20 protein-coding genes are annotated in these 22,922 nt (G+C 44.0%); 14 read left to right on the forward strand and 6 right to left on the reverse strand.

From position 1 onward, the window contains the following. Window positions 1-23 precede the first annotated feature (23 nt). From leuB to thrB, 7 genes are all read left to right on the forward strand, one after another. On the forward strand, window positions 24-1,136 hold the full coding sequence (gene leuB / locus DET59_RS05435) for a 3-isopropylmalate dehydrogenase (protein ID WP_113968596.1): 1,113 nt from the start codon (window positions 24-26) through the stop codon (window positions 1,134-1,136). A 147-nt stretch (window positions 1,137-1,283) separates the two neighbouring features. Beyond that, complete coding sequence (leuC, locus tag DET59_RS05440) at window positions 1,284-2,699, forward strand: 3-isopropylmalate dehydratase large subunit (protein ID WP_113968597.1); 1,416 nt, start codon at window positions 1,284-1,286, stop codon at window positions 2,697-2,699. 11 nt (window positions 2,700-2,710) lie between these two features. Beyond that, on the forward strand, window positions 2,711-3,316 hold the full coding sequence (leuD, locus tag DET59_RS05445; protein WP_113968598.1) for a 3-isopropylmalate dehydratase small subunit: 606 nt from the start codon (window positions 2,711-2,713) through the stop codon (window positions 3,314-3,316). Beyond that, window positions 3,316-4,299 carry a threonine ammonia-lyase gene (ilvA, locus tag DET59_RS05450; protein WP_258549576.1) on the forward strand — a complete coding sequence of 328 codons (984 nt, stop codon included), beginning with the start codon at window positions 3,316-3,318 and terminating at the stop codon, window positions 4,297-4,299. Before leuD ends, ilvA begins: the two co-directional genes overlap by 1 nt. A 220-nt stretch (window positions 4,300-4,519) precedes the next feature. Next, a complete protein-coding gene (locus DET59_RS05455) occupies window positions 4,520-5,818 on the forward strand; it encodes a homoserine dehydrogenase (RefSeq protein ID WP_113968599.1) in 1,299 nt (432 codons plus the stop codon). Continuing rightward, window positions 5,815-6,876, forward strand: a complete 1,062-nt coding sequence (gene thrC / locus DET59_RS05460; RefSeq protein ID WP_113968600.1) for a threonine synthase — start codon at window positions 5,815-5,817, stop codon at window positions 6,874-6,876. The genes DET59_RS05455 and thrC overlap by 4 nt, the downstream gene beginning before the upstream one ends. Beyond that, the gene (thrB, locus tag DET59_RS05465; RefSeq protein WP_113968601.1) at window positions 6,873-7,808 is read left to right on the forward strand and encodes a homoserine kinase; all 936 of its coding nucleotides are present in this window, start codon (window positions 6,873-6,875) and stop codon (window positions 7,806-7,808) included. The genes thrC and thrB overlap by 4 nt, the downstream gene beginning before the upstream one ends. A gap of 53 nt (window positions 7,809-7,861) precedes the next feature. Here the strand turns inward: thrB and DET59_RS05470 are convergent, their stop codons facing one another. After that, window positions 7,862-8,167, reverse strand: coding sequence for an AbrB/MazE/SpoVT family DNA-binding domain-containing protein (locus DET59_RS05470; protein WP_113968602.1), 306 nt, complete (start codon window positions 8,165-8,167; stop codon window positions 7,862-7,864). Window positions 8,168-8,349: 182 nt separating this feature from the next. On the opposite strand from DET59_RS05470, the gene DET59_RS05475 reads away from it, so the two are divergent. Genes DET59_RS05475 through DET59_RS05485 form a run of 3 tightly spaced genes read left to right on the forward strand, consistent with a single transcriptional unit; the run spans window position 8,350 to window position 12,069 of the window. Continuing rightward, window positions 8,350-9,510, forward strand: coding sequence for a cation:proton antiporter (locus DET59_RS05475; protein WP_258549577.1), 1,161 nt, complete (start codon window positions 8,350-8,352; stop codon window positions 9,508-9,510). A 60-nt stretch (window positions 9,511-9,570) separates the two neighbouring features. Further along, window positions 9,571-10,920 (forward strand): ATP-binding protein, encoded by a 1,350-nt coding sequence (locus DET59_RS05480; RefSeq protein WP_258549578.1) that lies wholly within the window; start codon window positions 9,571-9,573, stop codon window positions 10,918-10,920. Window positions 10,921-10,935: 15 nt separating this feature from the next. Beyond that, on the forward strand, window positions 10,936-12,069 hold the full coding sequence (locus DET59_RS05485) for a DEAD/DEAH box helicase (RefSeq protein WP_113968604.1): 1,134 nt from the start codon (window positions 10,936-10,938) through the stop codon (window positions 12,067-12,069). Between the two features lie 94 nt (window positions 12,070-12,163). On the opposite strand, the gene DET59_RS05490 is transcribed toward DET59_RS05485, so the two are convergent. After that, window positions 12,164-13,777 carry an amidohydrolase gene (locus DET59_RS05490; protein WP_113968782.1) on the reverse strand — a complete coding sequence of 538 codons (1,614 nt, stop codon included), beginning with the start codon at window positions 13,775-13,777 and terminating at the stop codon, window positions 12,164-12,166. A 178-nt stretch (window positions 13,778-13,955) separates the two neighbouring features. Here DET59_RS05490 and DET59_RS05495 point away from each other — a divergent pair, with 178 nt between their 5' ends. After that, window positions 13,956-14,501: a GNAT family N-acetyltransferase gene (locus DET59_RS05495; RefSeq protein WP_258549579.1), complete on the forward strand. Its 546-nt coding sequence runs from the start codon at window positions 13,956-13,958 to the stop codon at window positions 14,499-14,501. Between the two features lie 837 nt (window positions 14,502-15,338). Here DET59_RS05495 and DET59_RS05500 read toward each other — a convergent pair. Then, on the reverse strand, window positions 15,339-15,572 hold the full coding sequence (locus tag DET59_RS05500) for a hypothetical protein (RefSeq protein WP_113968606.1): 234 nt from the start codon (window positions 15,570-15,572) through the stop codon (window positions 15,339-15,341). A 258-nt stretch (window positions 15,573-15,830) separates the two neighbouring features. Here DET59_RS05500 and DET59_RS05505 point away from each other — a divergent pair, with 258 nt between their 5' ends. Continuing rightward, window positions 15,831-18,083 (forward strand): UvrD-helicase domain-containing protein, encoded by a 2,253-nt coding sequence (locus tag DET59_RS05505; RefSeq protein ID WP_258549580.1) that lies wholly within the window; start codon window positions 15,831-15,833, stop codon window positions 18,081-18,083. Window positions 18,084-18,188: 105 nt separating this feature from the next. Here DET59_RS05505 and DET59_RS21540 read toward each other — a convergent pair whose 3' ends face one another. After that, window positions 18,189-18,329, reverse strand: a complete 141-nt coding sequence (locus DET59_RS21540; protein WP_181778060.1) for a hypothetical protein — start codon at window positions 18,327-18,329, stop codon at window positions 18,189-18,191. A gap of 264 nt (window positions 18,330-18,593) precedes the next feature. Between DET59_RS21540 and DET59_RS21855 the strand changes: the two genes are divergently transcribed. Then, window positions 18,594-18,686, forward strand: coding sequence for a putative holin-like toxin (locus DET59_RS21855; protein ID WP_220154057.1), 93 nt, complete (start codon window positions 18,594-18,596; stop codon window positions 18,684-18,686). A 174-nt stretch (window positions 18,687-18,860) separates the two neighbouring features. Here DET59_RS21855 and kynB read toward each other — a convergent pair whose 3' ends face one another. Together kynB and kynU are read right to left on the reverse strand one after the other, a co-directional pair. Continuing rightward, entirely contained in the window at window positions 18,861-19,484 is a 624-nt protein-coding gene (gene kynB, locus DET59_RS05510; protein ID WP_113968607.1) for an arylformamidase, read from the reverse strand. 25 nt (window positions 19,485-19,509) lie between these two features. Next, a complete protein-coding gene (gene kynU, locus DET59_RS05515; RefSeq protein ID WP_113968608.1) occupies window positions 19,510-20,793 on the reverse strand; it encodes a kynureninase in 1,284 nt (427 codons plus the stop codon). 638 nt (window positions 20,794-21,431) lie between these two features. Here kynU and DET59_RS05520 point away from each other — a divergent pair. Then, window positions 21,432-22,802: a sigma-54 interaction domain-containing protein gene (locus DET59_RS05520; protein ID WP_113968784.1), complete on the forward strand. Its 1,371-nt coding sequence runs from the start codon at window positions 21,432-21,434 to the stop codon at window positions 22,800-22,802. The last annotated feature ends 120 nt before the right edge of the window (window positions 22,803-22,922 follow it).

Genomic DNA, 22,922 nt, shown 5'->3' on the forward strand with positions numbered 1-22,922 from the left:
AACCAAAACAGGAGGTAATTCTAATGAAGAAGAAAATCGCTGTACTACCAGGAGACGGTATCGGTCAAGAGATCATGGACGGGGCATTAGAAGTACTGAAGGCAGTGGGTGATTGGTTCGGTCATGAATTCGAAGTCGAGAAAGGTCACATCGGCGGGTCTGCCGTCGATCGCTTCGGTACTCCATTACCTCCTGAAACGATCAAGCTTTGTAGAGATAGTGACGCCGTATTATTAGGAGCCGTAGGAGGTCCTAAGTGGGAGCATCTTCCCAAAGAGCTTCGTCCTGAAAAAGGTCTCCTGGCGATTCGCAAAGAGTTCGAGCTATTTGCGAATCTGAGGCCGGTGAAAGCAATTGAAAGTTTACTGGGTGCATCCCCGCTAAAGCGGGAGATTGTAGAAGAAGTAGATCTGGTGATAGTCAGGGAACTGACAGGAGGATTGTACTTCGGTCAGCCGTCCGGTCGTCAAGGGAAGAGAGATGAAGTAGCAGTTGATACCCTTGTCTATGAAAAAAGTGAAATCGAACGAATCGTTCATAAGGCCTTCAAGTTGGCTCAAAAGCGCAAGAAAAAATTAACGTCCGTCGACAAGGCAAATGTTCTGGAAACCAGTCGAATGTGGCGCGAAGTCGTGAATGAAGTCGCCGTTGAATACCCGGATGTGGAAGTGGAGCACATGCTGGTCGATGTAGCGGCCATGAAGTTAATGTATCAGCCGAAGCAATTCGATGTTTTGGTAACGGAGAATATGTTCGGAGACATCCTGAGTGACGAAGCCTCCATGATCACAGGCTCACTGGGAATGCTTCCTTCAGCCAGTTTAAGAGGGGACTCCTTCGGGCTTTACGAACCGGTACACGGATCAGCACCCGATATCGCCGGAAAAGGAAAAGCCAATCCACTGGCCATGATTCTATCGGTTGCCATGATGCTGCGACACTCCTTCGGCTTAAAAGAAGAAGCGGAAATGATCGAAATGGCCGTTCAGGAGGTCCTCAACGCAGGCTACCGTACAGGAGACCTTTGGACCATGGGACGCGGAACCGTTGTGGGGACCGGTGCCATGAGTCAGCTGGTTGTAGAGCGACTGGAAGCGGATCATGCCCTGTCTTCCATCCTGGCGGCTTACTTGTAGGATAGGATTTACTTGAATTGCTTTTGTGTAAGCAATTAGATTATAAAGAAGTTGATTGGAGCGGAAATCAACCACTACTCACTCAGTAACAATTCTATTAATACAGCCTTAACTGAATAAAAATCTAACCAAACCAGGAGGGAGTTCATGGCAGGGAAAAATATCATCGAAAAGATATGGGAAAAACACATAGTGCACAGAGAAAAGGGAAAGCCGGATTTACTGTATATTGATCTGCACCTTGTACATGAAGTTACGTCTCCCCAAGCATTTGAAGGGCTGCGCTTGAAAAATCGCAAGGTGAGAAGACCCGATTTGACCTATGCCACGATGGATCACAATGTACCGACGAGAGAGCGTCACATCATCAGGGATGAAATCGCTCGACTGCAGATGGATACGTTAAAGAAAAATTGTGAAGAATTTGGTGTCACTCTTGCCGATATTCATCATCCCGATCAAGGGATTGTCCACGTCATCGGTCCAGAGCTCGGTTTGACTCAGCCGGGGAAAACCATTGTTTGCGGAGACAGTCATACCTCAACCCACGGAGCCTTCGGAGCACTGGCCTTCGGGATTGGCACGAGTGAAGTGGAGCATGTTATGGCAACCCAAACCCTCTGGCAATCAAAGCCGAAAACTCTTCAAGTGGACGTGACGGGAGAGTTGGGATTCGGTGTCACAGCCAAAGACGTGATCTTACACATCATTTCTACCTACGGGGTAGGATTTGGAACCGGATATGTCATCGAATTCACCGGTGACGTGATCCGCAATCTATCCATGGAAGAAAGAATGACCGTCTGTAATATGAGCATTGAAGCAGGAGCCAAAGCGGGATTGATCAGTCCTGACGAGACGACCTTCGATTATCTAAAGGGGAAAGAATATCTTCCTAAAGACAAATCGTTTGAACAATGCAAAGAAGAATGGAGATCCTTAAAGAGTGACAAGGACGCAACCTATGATCACAAAATGGAGGTGAAAGGTGAGGAGATCGAACCTCATGTAACATGGGGAACCAATCCTGGAATGGGCGCATCGATTTCGAGGTCCGTCCCTCATCCGGAACAGTACGCAGATCCTTCTGAAAGAGAAGGGGTTGAAAGGGCTCTTCATTATATGGGGCTCGAAGCGGGGATGAGAATCGAGGACATAGAGGTTGATTATGTGTTTATTGGCTCGTGTACGAATTCGCGCTTGAGTGACTTGAGAGCGGCGGCTGAGGTGGTGAAAGGCCAAACTGTAAAGCCGGGCGTGACCGCTTTGGTTGTTCCGGGTTCGTTTAAAGTGAAGAAAGAGGCTGAAGAGGAAGGATTGGATACCATTTTTAAAGAAGCCGGATTCCAGTGGAGGGAAGCAGGCTGCAGCATGTGCCTGGCCATGAATGATGATATCGTGCCTCCAGGCAAACGCTGTGCATCGACTTCCAACCGGAACTTTGAAGGCAGGCAAGGAAATGGATCAAGAACGCATCTACTCAGCCCGTCCATGGCCGCAGCCGCGGCCGTGACCGGGAAGCTGACAGATGTACGGAAGCTTGAAAAAATGCCGATTTCATAGGAGGTGAGAAGGTGGCGATCAATCATGTGGAAGGAAAAGTATTTCCTCTCAGGAGAGACAATGTCGATACCGATCAAATCATACCGAAACAGTTTTTAAAAAGGATTGAACGTAAAGGGTTTGGACAGTTCTTGTTTTATCATTGGCGCTTTGAAGACGATGGAAAGTCGCTAAGAGACGATTTCTTATTAGACACACCCCAATATCAAAACGCCGAGGTTCTCCTTGGCGGTAAGAATTTTGGGTGCGGATCTTCGAGGGAGCACGCTCCGTGGGCCCTTCAGGACTATGGGTTTAAAGTAATCATCGCCAAAAGCTTTGCAGATATTTTTTATAACAACTGTTTGAAGAATGGGATCCTGCCCATTCAGCTTGAAGAGAAGACAGTGGATGCTCTTTTAAGAAATGAGAGTCATGTAGATTTATATAAAATGGAAGTTTCCCTTGAGCATCAGACCATTTGTGATTCCGAAGGGCTTCGTGTCTCTTTTGACATCGATCCTTACTGGAAGACGATGTTGTTAAAGGGACTGGATGAAATTGATTTGACGTTACATTACGGAAAAAATATTGAAGAATACGAAAAAAATTATGAGGTGAGTGGCTTGGGAATTTAATGGATAACACTGAAGTTGTAGAAGCGATGGAAAGAATCAGCCATCAGGTGCATCGAACACCGTTAAAGCAATCATCGACGCTGAATACGTTCACAGGTGGAGAGATCTATTTGAAAATGGAGAACCTGCAGCGAACAGGTTCCTTCAAAGTAAGAGGCGCAATGAATAAAATCATGTCATTGTCTGAAGAAGAAGCGGGCAGAGGCATCATTGCCGCATCTGCAGGAAATCATGCCCAAGGTGTGGCACTGGCTTCATCCCTGCGCGGAGTTCCGTCGAAAATCTTCATGCCAAAACGAACACCTTCCACAAAAATTGCGGCAACGAAACATTACGGAGCTGAGATTGTCCTGACTGGAGACACCTATCAGGAAGCCTACGGGGCAGCACTCCAAGAGAAAATCAGAAATGGCTCGACGTATGTTCATGCATTTGATGATCATAAAGTGATGGCTGGGCAAGGGACAGTCGCACTGGAAATGCTTCAGCAGCTTAGTGATTTAGACATGATTCTGGTACCTGTTGGCGGAGGGGGTCTGTTGGCCGGAATGGCACTGGCCGTAAAAGCCTTTAACCCCCGAGTACAGATCGTCGGCGTACAGGCACTGGGAGCACCGGCTACGTATAACTTTTTTACAGGAAGAAACAAAGGGCCCCTGGAGCATGTACACACCATTGCTGACGGGATCCTCGTCAAGAAGCCTGGAGAGCTCACGTTTCCGATCATCCGGAAGTATGTGGACGACATGGTCACCGTGACCGATGAAGAAATCTCCTATAGTATCATGTTTATGCTTCAACGGGAAAAAACGCTGGTGGAAGGAGCGGGAGCCGCATCCTTAGCGGCAGCCATGTGCCAAAAGGTCAAGGTACAAGGAAAGAAAGTCGGCTGTGTCATCAGTGGCGGAAATGCCGATCCAAGCAAGATCCCTGTGTACCGGGATCTATCCAAAATGGCCAGACAGCTGCACCATATTGTGTGAAAGAAGGACGGCTCTTAACTACGTTGTTAGTTAGGAGCGGTCCTCTGTTTATAAGTGATGGAGTTTATTAAAAACAATTCTCACAATATATGAATAATGAAAACTCTTACATTCGAGAAATACGTAAATACCTATTGTAATAGGTAATTTTTTCAACTATAATGTCCACTATATAAGAACAAATGTACATGTGAAATAAACAAATGGAGGTTTTCGGCTTATGGAATCAATTTCAATCGGACTTTTAGGACTCGGAACGGTGGGAGCCGGAGTGGTGAAGATTGTAGAGAATCATCAGGATAAACTGTCCCACCAAATCGGCTGTCCTGTGAAGGTAAAGAAAGCCCTTGTTCAGGATTTAGAGAAAGATAGAGGACTGGAAATGGTAAACAGCATACTGACCTTAAATCCTGAGGAAGTCCTGTTTGATCCTGAAATTGATATTGTGGTCGAGGTAATGGGAGGAATTGAAGCAACGAAAGAACATCTCATCCATGCACTGCACCAGAAGAAGCATGTCGTAACGGCAAACAAGGATCTCATGGCCCTTCACGGACCGGAATTACTAAGGGCCGCCTCAGAAAACGGCTGCGACCTATTCTACGAAGCCAGCGTCGCAGGGGGAATCCCGATTTTAAGAAGTTTAGTAGATGGCCTCGCCTCCGATCGCATCACGAAAATGATGGGAATCGTCAACGGAACGACGAACTTCATACTGACGAAGATGACGAAAGAGGGACGGACCTTCGATGATGTTCTCAAGGAAGCTCAGGACTTAGGGTATGCAGAAGCGGATCCGACGGCAGATGTAGGCGGCTTGGATGCAGCGAGGAAGATGGCGATCCTTTCAACGTTAGGGTTTTCCATGAACGTCGATCTAGCCGATGTGAAAGTGAAAGGTATTACGGAAGTGACGGGTGATGACATCCAATATGCCGAGCAATTCGGCTACACAATGAAGCTCATCGGCTACGCTCACCGTGAAGGAGAAAGTGTAGAAGTGAGCGTGGAGCCCACTCTGCTGCAAAATGAGCATCCTCTCGCATCCGTTCATGATGAATATAACGCAGTGTACGTATATGGGGAAGCGGTTGGTGAAACGATGTTTTACGGTCCGGGGGCAGGAAGTCTTCCAACGGCCACAGCCGTCGTATCAGATATGGTAGGAATTATGAAGAATATGAGATTGGGAGTCACGGGTAAGAGTGCGGTGAACCCGCAATTCCCTAAAAAGTTAAAAGAACGGAATGAAATTCACTCAAAATATTTCTTGCGTCTGCACGTTCAGGATGAAGTAGGCGTCTTAGCAAAACTCACTTCCATCTTCTCGAATCACGGCGTCAGTTTTGAGAAGATTCTACAGAATCCATTGGACAGTGATGAATTTGCTGAAATTGTCCTTGTGACTCATAAAGCATCTCTTGATCATTACGAAGACATATTGATGGAGCTGAAGGATTATGAAGCGGTTCATTCGATTGAAAGTTCATACCGTGTAGAAGGGGGAGACAAAGGATGAGATGGAAAGGGTTACTGGAGCAGTATAGGGAGCATCTTCCATTAAATGATGACACTCCTCTTTTAACGTTAAATGAAGGGAATACTCCCTTGGTTGAATTAAAAACGCTGTCCCGGGAATGGGGCATCGAGTTGAATGTAAAGGTTGAGGGAGCAAACCCTACCGGATCCTTTAAAGATCGCGGAATGGTTCTCGCCGTTGCCAAAGCGGTAGAGTCAGGGAGTTCGACGGTCATTTGCGCCTCTACCGGAAATACCTCCGCTTCAGCTGCAGCCTATGCAGCGAGGGCAGGAATCAAATGTATCGTGGTCATCCCCGAGGGGAAAATTGCTCAAGGGAAACTGGCTCAAGCTGTCATGTATGGTGCCGAAATCATTTCCATCGAAGGGAATTTTGATGAAGCCCTGGAAATCGTCCGTGAGCTGAGTAAAACCGAATCTGTCACTCTTGTGAATTCAGTGAATCCGTATCGTTTGGAAGGCCAGAAAACAGCAGCTTTTGAAGTCATCGAAGGGTTGGGTATGGCCCCTGATGTGCTTGCGATCCCTGTTGGTAATGCGGGGAATATTTCAGCATACTGGAAAGGTTTCAAAGAATATCATGAGCTCAAAGCTTCGACTTTACCTCGAATGTTTGGCTTTGAAGCATCTGGAGCAGCAGCTTTGGTCCATGACAGGGTGTTTCCTCAGCCTGAAACGATTGCGACGGCGATCCGAATCGGGAACCCGGCAAGCTGGTCATTAGCTGTAGACGCTCTGGAGGAATCAAATGGACATATCGATGAAGTAAGCGATGAAGAAATTCTAGAGGCCTATCAGCTGCTTGCAAGTAAAGAAGGGATCTTTGCTGAGCCCGCTTCATGTGCATCGATTGCGGGAATAAAGAAATCATTGGATAAAGGCTTGATCAAAAAAGGTTCAAAGGTAGTGGCGGTATTGACAGGTAATGGCTTAAAGGATCCGGTTACGGCCATGGATTGCAGTCCGGTCATACCGGCGAAGTTGCCAAACGATCGTGAAATGGTGAAGGACTATATTAAAGGGACCATTGGCGTATGAAAAGACGTGACCCCCGCTCATGGAAGATCATTGTCCCTGGAAGCACAGCCAATTTAGGAGCTGGATTTGATTCTCTGGGCTTGGCTTTAAATGTATTTTTAACCTTGGAGGTACATGAAGCGGAAGATTGGCAAGTGATTCCCCTTTCTTCTGCCCTGGAGGTCTTTCCGGTTGATGAGACACATTTCATTGTAGAGATCGTGAAAGAGGTGGCAGATGACTATGGTAAGAAGCCGTCTCCGTGTCACCTCTACATATCCAGTGACATTCCGTTAACGAGAGGGTTAGGCTCCAGCGCAGCAGCGGTTGTGGCGGGCATTGAGCTTGCCAATGCCCTGTGTGAGCTGAATCTGACCCAGGAAAAGAAACTGGCACTTGCGAATCGGTTTGAAGGTCATCCTGATAACGTAGGAGCGTCCCTCTATGGTGGGTTTGTGGTCAGCTGTCAGCATGAAAAAGGCGTGAGTCTTTTATCGGTTCCTGATCTGCCCGTTGATGTGGTATGCGTGATTCCTAAAGCTGAACTGAAAACATCGGATTCCCGAAATGTACTTCCGGAGAGTCTTTCCTTTGAAGAATCCGTGGAAGCCGGAGCGATTTCAAATGTACTGGTGGCTGCGTTTTTAACAGGGGACTGGGAAATGGTTGGGAAAATGATGAAGCGGGACAGGTATCATCAGCCCCACCGGAGAAAGCTGCTTCCTCACTATGATGCAGTGGAAGAGGTTGCGGGCCGTTTCGGGGCATTCGGTGTCGCCTTAAGCGGTGCCGGCCCGACGATTGCCTGCTTCGTGGAACGGGAAGCAAGTGAATGGCTCGCACGACAGCTCGAACAGTCCTTCCCAAGCATGAACGTCCGCAAACTATCCATCTCCCCATCGGGAAGCAGCATCACCATCGAACAACCAAAGGTCCGTCCCTCGTCGCTTTGAAACAGGCGAGGGACGGACCTTGTTTGGTGAAGGGAAGAGCTTGGTTCGTATGGTTATTTTTCTCTTGAAATCATAAAACAATTATCTGTTTCATTTACGATCAGGTAGTAGGATGATTGATGGGTCATGCCCATTTCTTCGCGGAGTTCTTTTGGGATGTGGACGGTTCCTTTTTCAGAGACGTAGCGCTTGTTATGAGTAGAGTCTTTGACCGCTCGCTTAATATAGATACAGTTGTTTTGGTAGACGAGTTCTGCAAGTCTTCCTGGAACCAGTCCAAACGGTTCCCGCCATTTGTGTGGGAGGGTAATCGTACCGCTTTTACTAAATGTTTTGCTACCATATATCGTGCTCAACATGGAGCATCACCTGCCTTCACTATCATTGCTTCTCTTTTTTCCTCTTACATGAAAAATAAACACAATTTTGAAAAAATAGGAAGAAGGTTGGGGTGTGTTTAATGGGAGGGGGATCAGTGGAATAAAAAGGTATAACCCCTAGTTTGGAGGTGTGAATCATCGATCCAATACACATTCTGTTTTTGCTTGTAATCGGCTACAGTGTTTTTACCATTGATAAAAAGAAGAAGAATGTTCCTGTTCCAGTCGTTTTACTTCTGATTGGAATAGGGCTGTCGTACGTACCCGCTTTTTCTGACGTCAACTTAACGAAAGAAATCATCTTTGAATGGTTTCTACCATCCTTATTATTTATTTCCGCCTATCAATTTTCAACCAAAGCCTTAAAAAAGCATGTTGGAATCATCTCTATCCTTAGTACAGTGGGAATTATCATTACGACCCTTCTGATGAGCCTGCTCTTTTATTACGGTTTGCATCCGTGGCTTTCCCTTTCGTTTGTAGAAGCTCTATTGATGGCGACGATCCTGACACCTACGGATCCTGTGTCCGTTGTCTCTATACTAAAGGAATCTTCCAATCACCAGGACATTGCAGATGTTGTAGAAGGTGAGTCCATGATCAATGATGGGACAAGCATCGTGCTCTTTACGGTTGTGGCAGGAGTCTACTTTGGGGAAGGAACCATTTCAATGCCTTCTTTTCTATTGGAATTTCTGTTGGTTTCCTTAGGAGGAATCGCAATTGGTGTGTCACTCGGCTGGCTGGCGAGTAAAGCCATCCACTTCACAACAGATTCCAGCTATCAGATCATGCTTAGCATCATTCTTGCTTATGGAACCTTTTACATAGGGGAAGCGCTTGGTGTTTCAGGCGTACTGGCTACTGTGTTCTCAGGGATCATGCTCTCGTATGAATACGGAAGAACGATTAAGGAACATCATTTTAGAAAGGATCTGGATGGTTTCTGGACCGTCATGGAACCGACCATTCTCACCTTTTTATTCCTATTAATCGGGATTCAGGCGACACAGTATTTATCTTTCTCATTAATCGGGTGGATCTTCTTCCTATTTATTCTCTCCTTGGTGGTTCGCTATGTTATTATTATTGGTGTTGTCAAAATGAATAAAACGTGGAGAAAAACTTACGGATGGAAGGAAGTATTCATATTAACTTGGTCCGGTATTAAAGGAACTATGTCTGTTGCTTTATTACTGAGTATAGATGGGCAAGGACCTGAGCTGCTCCATTCCTTGACATTTGGTGTCATCCTGCTTTCTCTCATCATACAAAGCATAGGAATTTACCCTTTGACGACTTTCTTTTTGAAAGGAAAATAAGTCTTCAAAGAATTTATGATAAATTGGTAAGAACTGAGAAACCATAGGAGAAAGACTATTTTGAATTTAGGTGAACCATCAACGATGAAACAAGCAAAAGACATTGCCTTAAAAATTTCTGTCACCTACGTATTATTAGGCATCCTGTGGATTATACTATCCGACTATTTTTCCATGATCCTCGCTCATGAAAAGCTTAGCATGTATATTTATTTTCAGCGCTATAAAGGCTGGTTATTTACACTTGTAACAGGTGTGGTCATTTTTCTATTGGTGTTTCGGAGAACCAGTGAATTAATAATCTCGAATGAAAAGTTGAAGAAAAAAGAGAGACAGCTTCAAATAAGGAATCAGCATTATCATTCTCTATTTGAACAAAACTCGGATGCAGTCCTAGAGCTTAGCCTGGAGGGCAATGTGGTATCCGTGAACTCCGAAGCTGAAGGATTGCTGGAATCAACTCATGAAGAGTTGAAAGAAGTGAAATTCAGCGAATTTTTGGATGAAGTCGAGATGAAAAGAGTAACGGAATACTTCTTCCAAACCTTCAAAGGCTGGGCGTCTACCTTTGAAACGACCATTCATTTAGCCAATAACAACCGGAAAATATTGCGCTGTTCACTTGTACCGATTATTGTTAATCAAAAAGTGACGGGGATGTTTGCCATTGCCAGGGATATCACTCTTTATCGGGAAAATGAAGAAATGGTGATAGCATCGGAAAAGCTTTCTGTCATTGGCCAGCTGGCTGCGGCTGTTGCGCATGAAATCCGTAATCCCCTTACGTCCCTAAAAGGGTTCATCCAGCTTATGCAAATCAGTAATCGAATCAACCATGATCATTTGGATATCATGCTCTCTGAAGTCGATCGGATTGACTTGATCTCAGGGGAGATGCTGATACTGGGTAAACAGCAGGAGTTCGACCTTCGTCGTGAAAAACTGGATGATATCCTGAAACAAGTACTGGTACTGATGGAAGCACAGGCTCATCTTGATAATGTATCCATTCAATATAAAAACCTGGCGGAAAAACCTTTGTACGTATTGGGTGAAGGAAACCAGCTCAAACAAGTGTTCATTAACATCATTAAAAATGCAGTTGAATCGATACCTGAAAACAAGGATGGAAATGTTTCCATTACATTGGTCACTAGAGGCGACGACGACGTCCATGTTATCGTTGAGGATAACGGTGTAGGCATGGAACCGGAGAGAATCGGCCACCTTGGAGAGCCATTTTATTCAACGAAAGAAAAAGGAACGGGCCTGGGACTGGCCGTCTGTCAAAAGATCATTGAACGACATAAAGGACATATACAGTTTCAAAGTGAAAAAGAAAAAGGAACCGCAGTGGAAATCAGCTTGCCGATCGTGGACGAACAGATTCCTGCTGCCTCTGCCGATTAAGAAAGGACTAATAGCATGAACTCAATTTCAACTATTATCAATACCCCATCAATCCAAAAAAACTGGGAAGAATCAGGATTCACTTCTTTAACTCCTGTACAGGAGCGTGTAGTACCTCTCATCATGGAAGGGAAAGATGTTGTTTGTGAATCGCCGACTGGAACAGGGAAGACGCTTGCGTATCTTCTTCCAATCATCCAGGCCATTGATCCATCAAGAAAACAGGCTCAAGCTGTGATACTTGCTCCATCAAGGGAGCTTGTCATGCAAATCCACCAGGAGATCCAGAAGTGGGCGAAGGGAACCGACGTCACGAGTGCTGCCTTCATTGGAGGAGCAAACATTAAAAAGCAAGTCGAGAAGCTGAAGAAAAAGCCGCATATTGTAGTGGGAACAACGGGTCGCTTGATCGAACTGATGAAAATGAAGAAAATGAAGATGCATGAAGTGAAAACCATCGTCGTCGATGAGTTCGACTTAATGATTTCCTCAGAACATATCCGTGAAGTGAAGGATATCATCAAGGCAACTTTAAAAGAGCGTCAAGTTTTATTCTTCTCGGCCACTTTATCAGACGAAACCGAGCACGTAGCAGAATCCCTATTGCAAAACCATGAAATCGTGAAAATGGAAGCCAATCTCGATAACCCGAAAGTGGATCATGTGTATGTATACAGTGAGATGCGAGACAAAATGGAAGCTCTAAGAAGCATCTCCTACTTCAAAGGAATCAAGGCCCTTGTCTTTTTTAATCAATTGGAAAAGCTTTCTGAAATAGAAGAAAAGCTGAAGTATAAGGGTGTCGAACTGGAAGTCCTGGCAGGGGAATCAAACAAGATGGAGCGTAAGCAATCATTGGACCGCTTCCGCTCAGGAAAAGTGTCGATGCTTCTGACAACAGACGTCGCAGCACGCGGTCTGGATATTACAGATGTCACACACGTTGTCCATTACGACTTCCCTAGCGATACGAAACAATACATTCACCGCTCAGGAAGAACCGGGCGAATGGGAGCGGAAGGAACCGTTATCTGCCTCGTAACCAAACGCGAGCTGAGCTTCCTCGAGAAACTGAGCAAAGAACTCAATCTCCCATTCCAGGAAAAAACCATTCGCGGTGGGGGACTTCAAACGCCAGAACAAAAATAAGATGAAAAATTAGAGGTCCGTCCCCAGGTTTTGAGGGACGGACCTCTGTTTTTTGACTGGATGTGGTGACGTCTACCCATCCCAAATTATAACTCTATTTCCCATACACAACGTTACCATCCATCATTGTCATCCATACACCGGTCTCCAGCATCTCCTCTGCTTCCGCTTCAAACAAGTTCCGATCCAAGACGACTAAATCAGCTTTCTTCCCAACTTCGATCGTTCCTAAATCATGCTCTCTGAAGTTTCCGTAGGCAGGGGATTTCGTGTAATGCATCAGGGCATGTGCCATTGGAATTTTCTCGTCAGGATTCCATCCTCCATGTGGAGTGCCGTCTTCATGTTTACGAGTAACCGCCCGGTAAAGACCAAGCATGGGATTCAGGTCCACAATCGGAAAGTCCGTTCCGAACGCGATACTGGTCCTGTGATTCTGCAAGGACCCTATAGGCCAGGTGAATCGAGCCCTATCAGGACCGAGCCTGTCTAAATAGGCATGGGTATCCATGGACCCTGATGTCAGGTGTTCAGGCTGAATGGACGCTATGACGCCTAACTTCTCAAACCGATGAAAGTCACTTGGGTCGCAAACTTCAATATGCTCGATTGTATGGCGGGAATCCCGCATGCCATTTACACTCCCGGCATGCTCATACAAATCCAGGCCCAACCGGACCGCCGCGTCTCCACATGCGTGTAGGCGGATCCTGAAACCTTCCCGGTCAGCCTCATCAATCCATTCTTGGTACACATGAGGATCATAGATGGTGCCGCCCGTTTCAGAAGGACGGTCAAAGTACGGCTGAAGTAAAAAGCCGGTATAGGTGAGGGGGACACCATCCAGGAACTGCTTCAAGCCGGAAAATTGAAGCTTATCGGATTGATACTTTCCCCTGAATCGGATACCACGCTCAAGGTTTCCGTCCAAAACATCCAAAAAATGAATTCTCGTCGTCAGCTCTCCTTTTTCCTCAAAGGTCCTATAAAAAGCCGGATCCCCTAAAGTATATCCGGGAAGAGGAAGCATATCAGAAACAGAGGTGATGCCGTAGGATGAAGTCTTTGCCAACATCCCGTTCATCAGCCTGGCTTTCACATTTTCATCAAACGAAAAAGCTTCAATGACATACTGAACAGCCGTCTCATACAAAAAGCCGGTCGGCTCCCCATGCTCGTCTTTTTCAATCCTTCCAAAAGGAGGTTCGGGTGTATCACGGTGAATCCCTAATTTCTGAAGGGCAGCTGTATTCAGCCAAGCGCTATGAGCTTCTTCATTCAGAAGCACAACAGGACGGTGGGGAATGTACTGATCCAGAGAGTGACGGGAGGGGGTAGCCTGACCTGGCCAACGCACGTGATGCCAGCCGAATCCAAGTACCCATTCATCGTTCGGGTGGTCCATTGCATACTCCGCAACCATTTTTGCCGTCGCATCTTCTGAATAACCGAATGTCAGCTGACAGAACCCCTCAAACATTGCCCCTAAAAACAAATGAAGATGGAAATCATGAAACCCTGCCGTCACCAGGCGGTTTCCGACATCCCATGTTTCTGTCGACGGTCCAATAAAGCTTACCATCTCTGAGCGGGGACCTACTCCAATAATACGGTCATCCCGAACGGCCACGAACCCATCAAAAGGGGATAAAGCATTCCCGGTAAATATGGCTTTACTTACAATCATTTTATGAGCTTTATGATCCAACATCTCTTCTCCAATCCTTTTCATCCTATTAAATCGATTGTAACCAGAATAAGGAAAGAATACAAACCAGCGCTTCTAATCACGAGTGTAAGATTTTATGAGAAGTTCAATTTTCAAGAAGGCATTAAAAAAACAATGTTGAATAGTAAAAGAGAACAAGAAGAAAAGGAGAATGATTATGCTGACAAGAACCTTTCCGGTGCTTGAAACTGAAAGATTCCGCTTAAGAAAGATGGAAGAAGGAGATGCTCCCAGAGTATTTGACTATTTTTCAAAAGATGAAGTCACTCGATATTATGATCTGGAATCATTTCAAGAAGAAAAACAAGCCATTGAAATCATCAACAGATGGAATGGGAAATTTCAGGAAAACGAAGGGATCAGGTGGGGGATTGCTTTAAAAGACACAGACGAAATCATTGGCAGCTGCGGTTTTCATCAGTGGGAAAAAGAGCACTTTAAAGCCGAGGTGGGATTTGAGATCCACCCAGACTATTGGAGACAAGGGGTCATGTCCGAGGTGTTAAGACCTACCTTGAAGTACGGGTTTGAAGAAATGTCCCTTAATCGAATAGAAGCTTTTTATGATCCGGAGAACACGGCTTCAAAGAAATGTCTTGAAAAAGCAGGATTCATGTTCGAAGGAGTATTGAGAAAAGCGGCATTTGAAAAGGGTATCTTTTGCGATGCAGCTGTTTGTTCCCTGTTAAAAGAAGAGTTTTAAACAAAATTTAAGACGCTGCTTATGCCTATATCACATAAACAGCGCCTTAACTTAAGTAAATCTTATTCAATTAACTTTACTATCCTTTCTTACTAATACACATACTTAACATTCATTTCAATTAATGGTCTTGCATGTAATATTTAGTTTATTTTCATTTGCCGCTGATTTTCCCACACGCCCACATGTTACGAAGATAGTTTTCACGGGCTACCTTCTTGCGTACCATGATGTTAGCATGCTTCGCTTACACTCTTCATTGGAATCATCTCCTGAAATAAGATTGCGCATTCCCGCATATCCACACATCTTGAAATCAGTTTTCACGGGCCGATCTCAAAAGCGAGATGTGATGCTGACATGCTTTGCTAGCTTACTTCATTGGAATCACGCCTTCCTTTAAAGTTTTGTGTTTGTAAATCTTTTATTAATTATATATTAACAAATTATAAAATTAATGCAAATGTTCAGAATAATCAATATAATACGATTTGGGCTGTTTTTTAGGATGAAATAGTCGGTTATCTTACTTTATCTCAATTTTTCTAGTTTTTTTAAAAATTCTTTTCAAAAAAGTAAGTAGCTTCTGAAAAAGTGGATTCAATTATACATGGACCGTTCCTTTTCGCTCCAGGCACTTTCTTTCCGCGGGGAGGAAGTCGAGCCTCCTCGGGCTTTGCCCTGTGGGGTCTCGACTTTTCCTCTATTTCCCGCAGGAGTAAAGTGCCTTCCGCTCCAATCCACTCTGTGCAACTACATTTTTTTGCTTATAAATATGGACAATCAATAACCTTAAAGCTCATTTTGAAAATATGAAATGAGCAACAAACAGAGCCATTAATCTAATCTTCTATTAAGATAATATTTTTCCAAATCCAGCTCCCGGTTCACGAGGAGCTCCATTTCTTCGAGGTGATGTGTTTCCACGACTGGATCGAGGTTGGACCAGTGAACTTTATTTATGAAGTAATAGTTTCTGATTTTCCTGAGGATGACAAGGGAGTGGGGGAAGTGGTCGAATTCTGCTTTGATGCTGTTGAAGCGGGTAAAGCCCCATTTTGTTAGATTCATCATTTATCACCTAATGTTCTATTACCTTTTCTTTCAATATGTTAATCCCCGGGGAGCATATCGGATTTAAACAAACGTTTGATTAGTACTTCAAAACATTTATTCTACTAGGGTTCAAGGGATTAAACAATCGTTTAACAGTATTTACATATCCAGTAGTCCATCCCTATCAACCTGAGATTGTCATTGCTATTTTTGAAGGGCTCTTGTTATGATGAGAAGGTTATGAATCGTAAAGAAAAGCTAGGAGAATGAGCTTTGAATAAAGTATTAACCAACTATTCTATTTATCCATATGAAGCGGAAAAGAAGGAAATCCCGGTAGCGCCACTCCATAAAGGGGAAACGACGAAACAACTGATATCCTCCCATGAAGAGGATTCTTTTTTCTTTCGGACGATGGAGGAAGCAGGCATTCACTTGAATGCTTCCCAGATAGAGGCTGTGCGCCATGTGAAGGGACCGTGCTTAACCCTGGCAGGTGCAGGGACTGGAAAGACGACGGTCCTCGTTTGCCGGGCAGGCTACTTGATGAGCGTGAAGAATATTCAGCCGAAGAATATTTTACTGGTGACTTTTACTAAGAAAGCGGCGGAAGAAATGAAGCAGCGGATTTCAAGCCTGCCGGGGACGGAAGCGGGCGGACAGGTTCATGCCAGCACGTTTCATGCCCTGTTTCTTTATCTACTCAGATCCCGTCACTACACACAAGAAGTGATCGGGAACGAGCGCTATAAACAAATCATCTTGAAGCAGATACAGAGAGAAATGAAGATATATGACCCTTATGATGCGGAGACGCTCCTCGCAAAACTCTCTCATTATAAGCTGAACCAAAAAGATATCAGGGATCTTCCACAGAAATCCAAGTCGGAAAAAGAAGTGCGTGACATTCTCTTAAAATATGAAGAGTGGAAGCGAATGAATCATAAAATGGATTTCGATGATATTTTGACAGAAGCATATCAATTATTACTTTCGAACCCCAACCTCTTGACCTCTCTTCAGCACCGTTTCCAGTATGTGATGGTAGATGAGTTCCAGGATACGAATCTTGTACAATATGAGCTTATGAAGCTGATCGCGGCTCATCGGAACTTGTTCGTAGTAGGGGATGATGACCAAACGATCTACACCTTTAACGGCGCCAGAAACGAATTTATTTTGGATTTTGATGAAGAGTTCCCGGATGCAAGGGTTGTAACTTTGAAAGAGAACTACCGGTCTGATGCGTATATCATCGGGTTGGGTAATAAAGTGATCGGACAGAATGAACACCGTCGTGTTAAAGAGCTCATCGCCACTAAGGCGGAAGGACAACAGCCGCTTTATTCAAGGCCAGCGACTGCAGATGAAGAGGCCGTTTGGATCACAGAAGAAATCCATCGGTTAATAGAAGAAGGCTATACGTACGGGGATATGACAATTCTTCACCGCACGATGAGCAGCGGGCGGGCGGTCTTTGAGCAACTGCTATTAAAGGAAATTCCTTTTACGCCATATAATCAAAAGGATTCCCTCTTCTATGAAAACTGGACAGTGAAACCGGTGGTGGATTACTTGCGGCTATCGATGGTTCCAAGGAACTTTTCAGCCATGGAATCACTGCTGCCGACTCTGTTCATAAGAAGGGACCGGGGTATGGCTCATATTCTGGAGGAAGATCGTAAGGAGAGAAAGAAATATCCTCTTATCCATTTAACGACATTATCAGGATTGAAGCCGTTTCAGGTAAAGAATATAAAAGAACGGATGAAATTTCTAAAGTCCATCGGAGACCAGTCACCGGAAGCTGCAATCAAACGGATCAGGAAAGAGTTCTATCATCAGTACATCGATGCCCAGGAATCACATGTAGTAACAGAACAGAAGGAACTCATTAAAGAAATGCTGGACGAGCTTGAAGGATCGGCAAAGCGCTTTGATACGATTTCGAGTTTTATTACCTTTATTGATGAAATGAAAGCAAAGTATGAAGAAATCTATTCAAATCAGAGTCAGAAGAAGAACACAAACAGCGTATCATTAATGACGATTCACCGTTCCAAAGGCCTGGAGTTCCCCGTCGTGTTTTTAATCGGCGCCATTGAAGGAAACCTTCCCCACAGCTCAGCATTGAATGCCAATAAGCTTGAAGATAAGGTGTACAAAGATCCGAATCAGAAAGAAAAGGCTTTGGGTGCAGTAGAGGAAGAAAGACGGCTCGCGTATGTCGCCATCACGAGGGCAAAAGAGAAGTTATTTATTTCTTCTCCTGCCTATTATCAAGGTGAACAGCGGAAATGCTCCCGTTTTATTGCAGACTTATTTACGAACACTCCCCACACGGATCAGCCGAAAATAAATAAAAAGCCGAGGAGTGGGAAGGTGAGTAAGATCTTGGCCTGGGTTTGCACAAACACCAAGTGCATTGCCTGGCAGAGACCGGAAACCCATGAAGATACAGAATCCAAGGTTTGTCCCCTATGCTCAAGTTCAATGAAACTGGGTGAAAAGGAAATCACTGAATAAAAAGAGCCCGGGCGTCCTGCTAGAGAGGATGCCCGGGCTTTTTGCTTTGATGATCGATCTCTCTGCAAACAGCGATAATTTCGAATCGGTCTTTAATACAAACCATCATTGAGAAAAATGATCATGATCCTGAGAGTCGATCTTTTTCGAATCATTTGAATCCAAAGCTTGTCTTAAGAAATAAATAAGAATACCCAAAATCATTCCCAGCATCACGATTAAACCCAAAGTGATTGTGATTCCCATTGTGCCGCCTCCTTTTTAAAATTAGCTATGGTCCAATTTTCACCATTTTAAACATCTATATCGTTAGTCTATGAATGGGAGGAGGGAATATATGCGATTGAAAACAATTTATAGGCGGTGATAATTCAGTAAAAAGGAACTATTTTCTAAATATGCTCATAATTATAGAACATACGTTCGTTTTTTATGTTAAAATGAATCTACGGTGTACATAGCTGGGTGGGCAAGAGGCAGCTCCCTAAAGATGGGAGGTGATGAGCAGGAATGATCGAAACCGCAGACGTACTACAATTGATGATTGCCTTTGGTACATTAACAGTAGCAATAATCGCAGTCACGCAACAAAAAAAGAAGTAACCCACCCACTATGACAACTGCAAGGGAAAGGTTACTTCGATCTTATTAAGGATAAAATTGCTCACGGCAATGTATACTGTCAGAGTTCTGGTGGCAGCCAGGACTCTGTATTTCATGAATGAACTTTTCTATTCTATTATACAAAATGAAGGGAAAACCTGTAAAGGAATCTTATCATGTCAGGTCCATTAAAATGGCCCGGACGGGAGATCCATCTCCTTCTTTAAGAGGGAGGGGTAGGGCCACCAATTCATATCGTCCAGGCTCTACATGGTCAAGGAGAATCCCTTCCAATATTCCGATGTCATGTTCCCGTAATGAATGGTGAGCATTCAGCTCCTTACTATCCAATGGATCCACTGAAGGAAGGTCCACTCCAATCAGATCAACGCCTTTTTCCTTCAAAAAAGGTGCGAGATCTTTCGCAATGGGTGGAATGCGTTCGGGAAACTCCTCAGGATTCTTCCAGGCATTCGTCTTGAAAAGTACCTTCTTAACTCCTGACAAGTCGACCTCTTCCAATCGTTCACTACTTATTTCTGCAGCATTCTCCACGGATACAACGATGGCCGGTCCCACAAACCTCTCTAATGGCAGGTCCAATATTCTCTTACCCTCATTGTCAAAGTGGAAGGGGGCGTCGACGTGTGTTCCAGTATGAGAACTCATGGTGAGCTGACCGACATTCACGGATTCCGTTTCCTCCTTCGTCCAATTCAGTGAGAAAGAAAAGGGAGTGTCCCCCGGCCAAACAGGAGTACCATTGTGCAACGGGCGGGAAATATCAATGATCTTCAAACGGTCTCATCCTTTCTAAAAGAAGTTACGCTACAACATTCCGCGTATTTTCAAACTCCTTATATTCTTCCTTGTCCATGATGGTTTTCAAAATTTGGATGGTCTCCCACACATCTTCATAGGAAGTATAGAGAGCGACGGGAGCAAGGCGTATCACATTTGGTGAACGGAAGTCAGGTGTGACTTTGTTCACTTTCAAGGCTTTACAAATTCTTGCTGCCTCTTCATGCTTTAAGCTAATGTGCCCGCCTCTCCGATCATCTTCAAGTGGGTTACAGATTGTAAACCCGTACTGTGGAAGTTCTTGTTGAAATAGATCCATCATAAATCGTGTAAGAGAAAGGGATTTTTTTCTCAGATTCTCAATGCCGGCTTCTTTAAATAACTCAAGCGAGCCTAGTAGAGGAGCACTGCTTAATATATGCGGGGTCCCAATTTGGAAGGCACCTGCAGAATTTGCATGGGTCAACGTATGATCCATATCAAACTGCTTATCCTTACGGGAGCTGAACCATCCGGAAAGGCCGGGTTTTTTCCCTTTATGCCTGTTATGAACAAATAATCCACCTACACCACCCGGCCCGCTATTTAAATATTTGTAATTGCACCAAACAGCAAAGTCCACTCCGTCATCATGTAATTGATGAGGAAAAGCTCCAATCGAATGGGCCAGATCGAATCCAATCACAATGCCACGTTTATGGGCTTCCCTCGTCAATCGATTCACATCCAGGAGCTGTCCGCTTCGATAGAGAACGGATGGTAAGAGAATCAGGGCAATCTCATCCGTCATCTCCCTGATGATGTCCTCTTCTCTTATTGTGTATCCGTCACTGCTTTTTACCTGAATCAGATGTTCATCAGAGGTGTAGCCTTTTAACTCCAGCTGACTTTGGATCGCGTAAATATCCGAAGGGAAAGTCAATTCATCCGCTAAGACTTTGGTGCGTTTTCCTTGGGGCTGATAGAAGGTGGCGAGTAACTGATGAAGGTTCGTCGTAATCGAACCCGTCACAATCACTTCCTCCTTTTCTGCCCCAACTAAAGGGGCCGTCATTTCACCAAGCTTCTCAGAATAATAGAACCAGGGCTCCTGCCCATCCATCCAGCCATCGATTCCATGTTCCTTCCAATCTTCCAAAGACGTAAGCAACGACTTCTCCGCCCGTTTAGATAATAAGCCTAAGGAGTTCCCATCCATATAATAGTGACCTTTCTTTATGTAAAATTCATTCCGGAAATGGGCCAATGAGTCCTGCCTGTCCAATTCCTGAGCATGTTCCAACGTCAACTTCTCTCCATCTGTCATCCCTATCCCACCTTAAACAGTCTTACCAAAATAATAATCCAAATGGTTTGAATAGTAAAATAATTATTAGGTCTGTCATAGTATATTGGTTTTTTAGGAGGTTCTTTTCACCAAAATTTGTGGTTTTACGACATAAAAATTGTTATGAGTCCTGTCAACCGGAGTGTGCGAGATGGTGAAGAAACTACAATCTTAAGAAAACTGAATGACTAGTACATAACAAAATAGAAATAAACATGTGATTTCTTCAACAAAGTTGTTTTCCAGAATTATTTTGGTTTTATCTAGCTTTAATGAAAACTCATGCTTAGAAAGTTGATTGGAGCGGAAGGTGCTCGACTCCTGCGGGAATAGCGGGAAAGTTGAGACCCCACAGGGCAAAGCCCGAGGAGGCTCAACTCACGCCCCGCGGAAAGCGAGCACCTGTAGCGGAAATCAACTACTGCTCTCTTGAATAAAAGTATTAGCTTTTCACAAATGAGTTAAGTAAAAAGTATTTATTTTTGAATAAATTATTCAAAAATGTATAAAAAATCAAAAAACTCTGGTATAACTGAATTAATATAAAATAAATCAGGATAATTATTCATTATTGAATAATTTCGAGACTTGCAAAGGGGATGCTGTCTGTGACTGAAATGAAAAAAAGTTGGAATGAAAATGAAGCGATTCTTCATTCGCTGCAAGATGATATTTTAGTAACCAATACGGATGGGATCATCTTGAAAGTAAGTGACGCAACCGGTGACATATATAACGTGAACTCGGCAGAAATGGTAGGGAAATCTGTATATGATCTGGAAAAAGAAGGCGTTTTTTCTCCGATATTAACTCCGATCGTTTTAAAAGAAAAGAAAAAAATTACGTTGGTTCAGACGAGTAAAGAAGGCAAGAAACTGCTTGTTACAGGGATCCCGGTATTCAATGAAACCGGTGAACTAGTGAGAATCGTAAGCTATTCCCACGATGTAACGGAATTATTGAATATGAAAAAGTATTTAACAGAAATGGAAGATGAGATGGAGAGGGTGAAAAGCGAGCTTGAAATCCTTAGAAGCCGTCATTATTATTCGGATGGGATCATTGCCTCAAGTGATGAGATGAAAAAGGTGTTACAGGTTGCCCTGCAAGTAGCAGAAGTCGATGTAAACGTCCTGTTGCTGGGGGAATCAGGTGTCGGTAAGTCTCATATCGCGAAATTCATACATAACAAAAGTCAACGAAAAGGCGGCCCGTTCATTGAGGTCAATTGCGGAGCGATACCAGACTCGTTATTTGAAGCAGAGTTTTTTGGTTATGAACCAGGTTCTTTCACGGGGGCGGACCGCAAAGGAAAGATTGGATTAGCAGAACTTGCTGAAGGCGGCACCCTGTTTTTAGATGAAATAGGAGAGTTATCTCTGTCAAACCAGGTCAAAATTCTAAAATTCATTCAGGAGAAACAATTTTATCGTGTAGGCGGTACGAAGCAAAGGAAGGTTGACTTCCGGGTTCTGGCAGCTACGAACAAGGATTTAGAGGTGGCTGTAGATGAGAAAGAATTCAGGAGGGATCTCTTCTTCCGTTTGAACGTGGTTCCTATTACGATTCCTCCACTGAGAGAGCGAACATCAGACATTATCACGATGATCGATTACTTTGTCAATTATTTTTGTGAAAAATATCAGCGCCAAAGAGAGCTGGATGAAGGAGTTGTTCACCAGTTATTGATTCAAGATTGGAATGGGAATGTCAGGGAGCTGATGAATTTAATTGAAAGGCTGATTGTGACATCTTCTAAGCCATTAATTGAAATGGAAAACCTGCCTGGTCCATACACCAAGCATAATGCTGATATTTCAGGATTTGAGTACAATGGTCAATCATTAAAAGACATTCTTGAATCAGTCGAAGAACAAGTATTAAAGAATGCGAGGGAGAAGCATAAGACTACTACCCAAATGGCTCAAAACCTGGGAATCAGTCAACCTTCAATAGTCAGAAAACTTAAAAAATACAAAATAAAATAAAATATTGGCATGATACTTGCAGGTAATAAGGTGAAAAGTACTGAAAGGTGAAGGGGGATATTATTACGACGCTTAAGTGGTTTTTGAATGATTAGGGGTTATGGATAAATTTTAAAGGGG

Origin of the sequence: Rossellomorea aquimaris (genome assembly GCF_003315075.1) — a bacterium.
Lineage (GTDB): Bacteria > Bacillota > Bacilli > Bacillales > Bacillaceae_B > Rossellomorea > Rossellomorea aquimaris_C.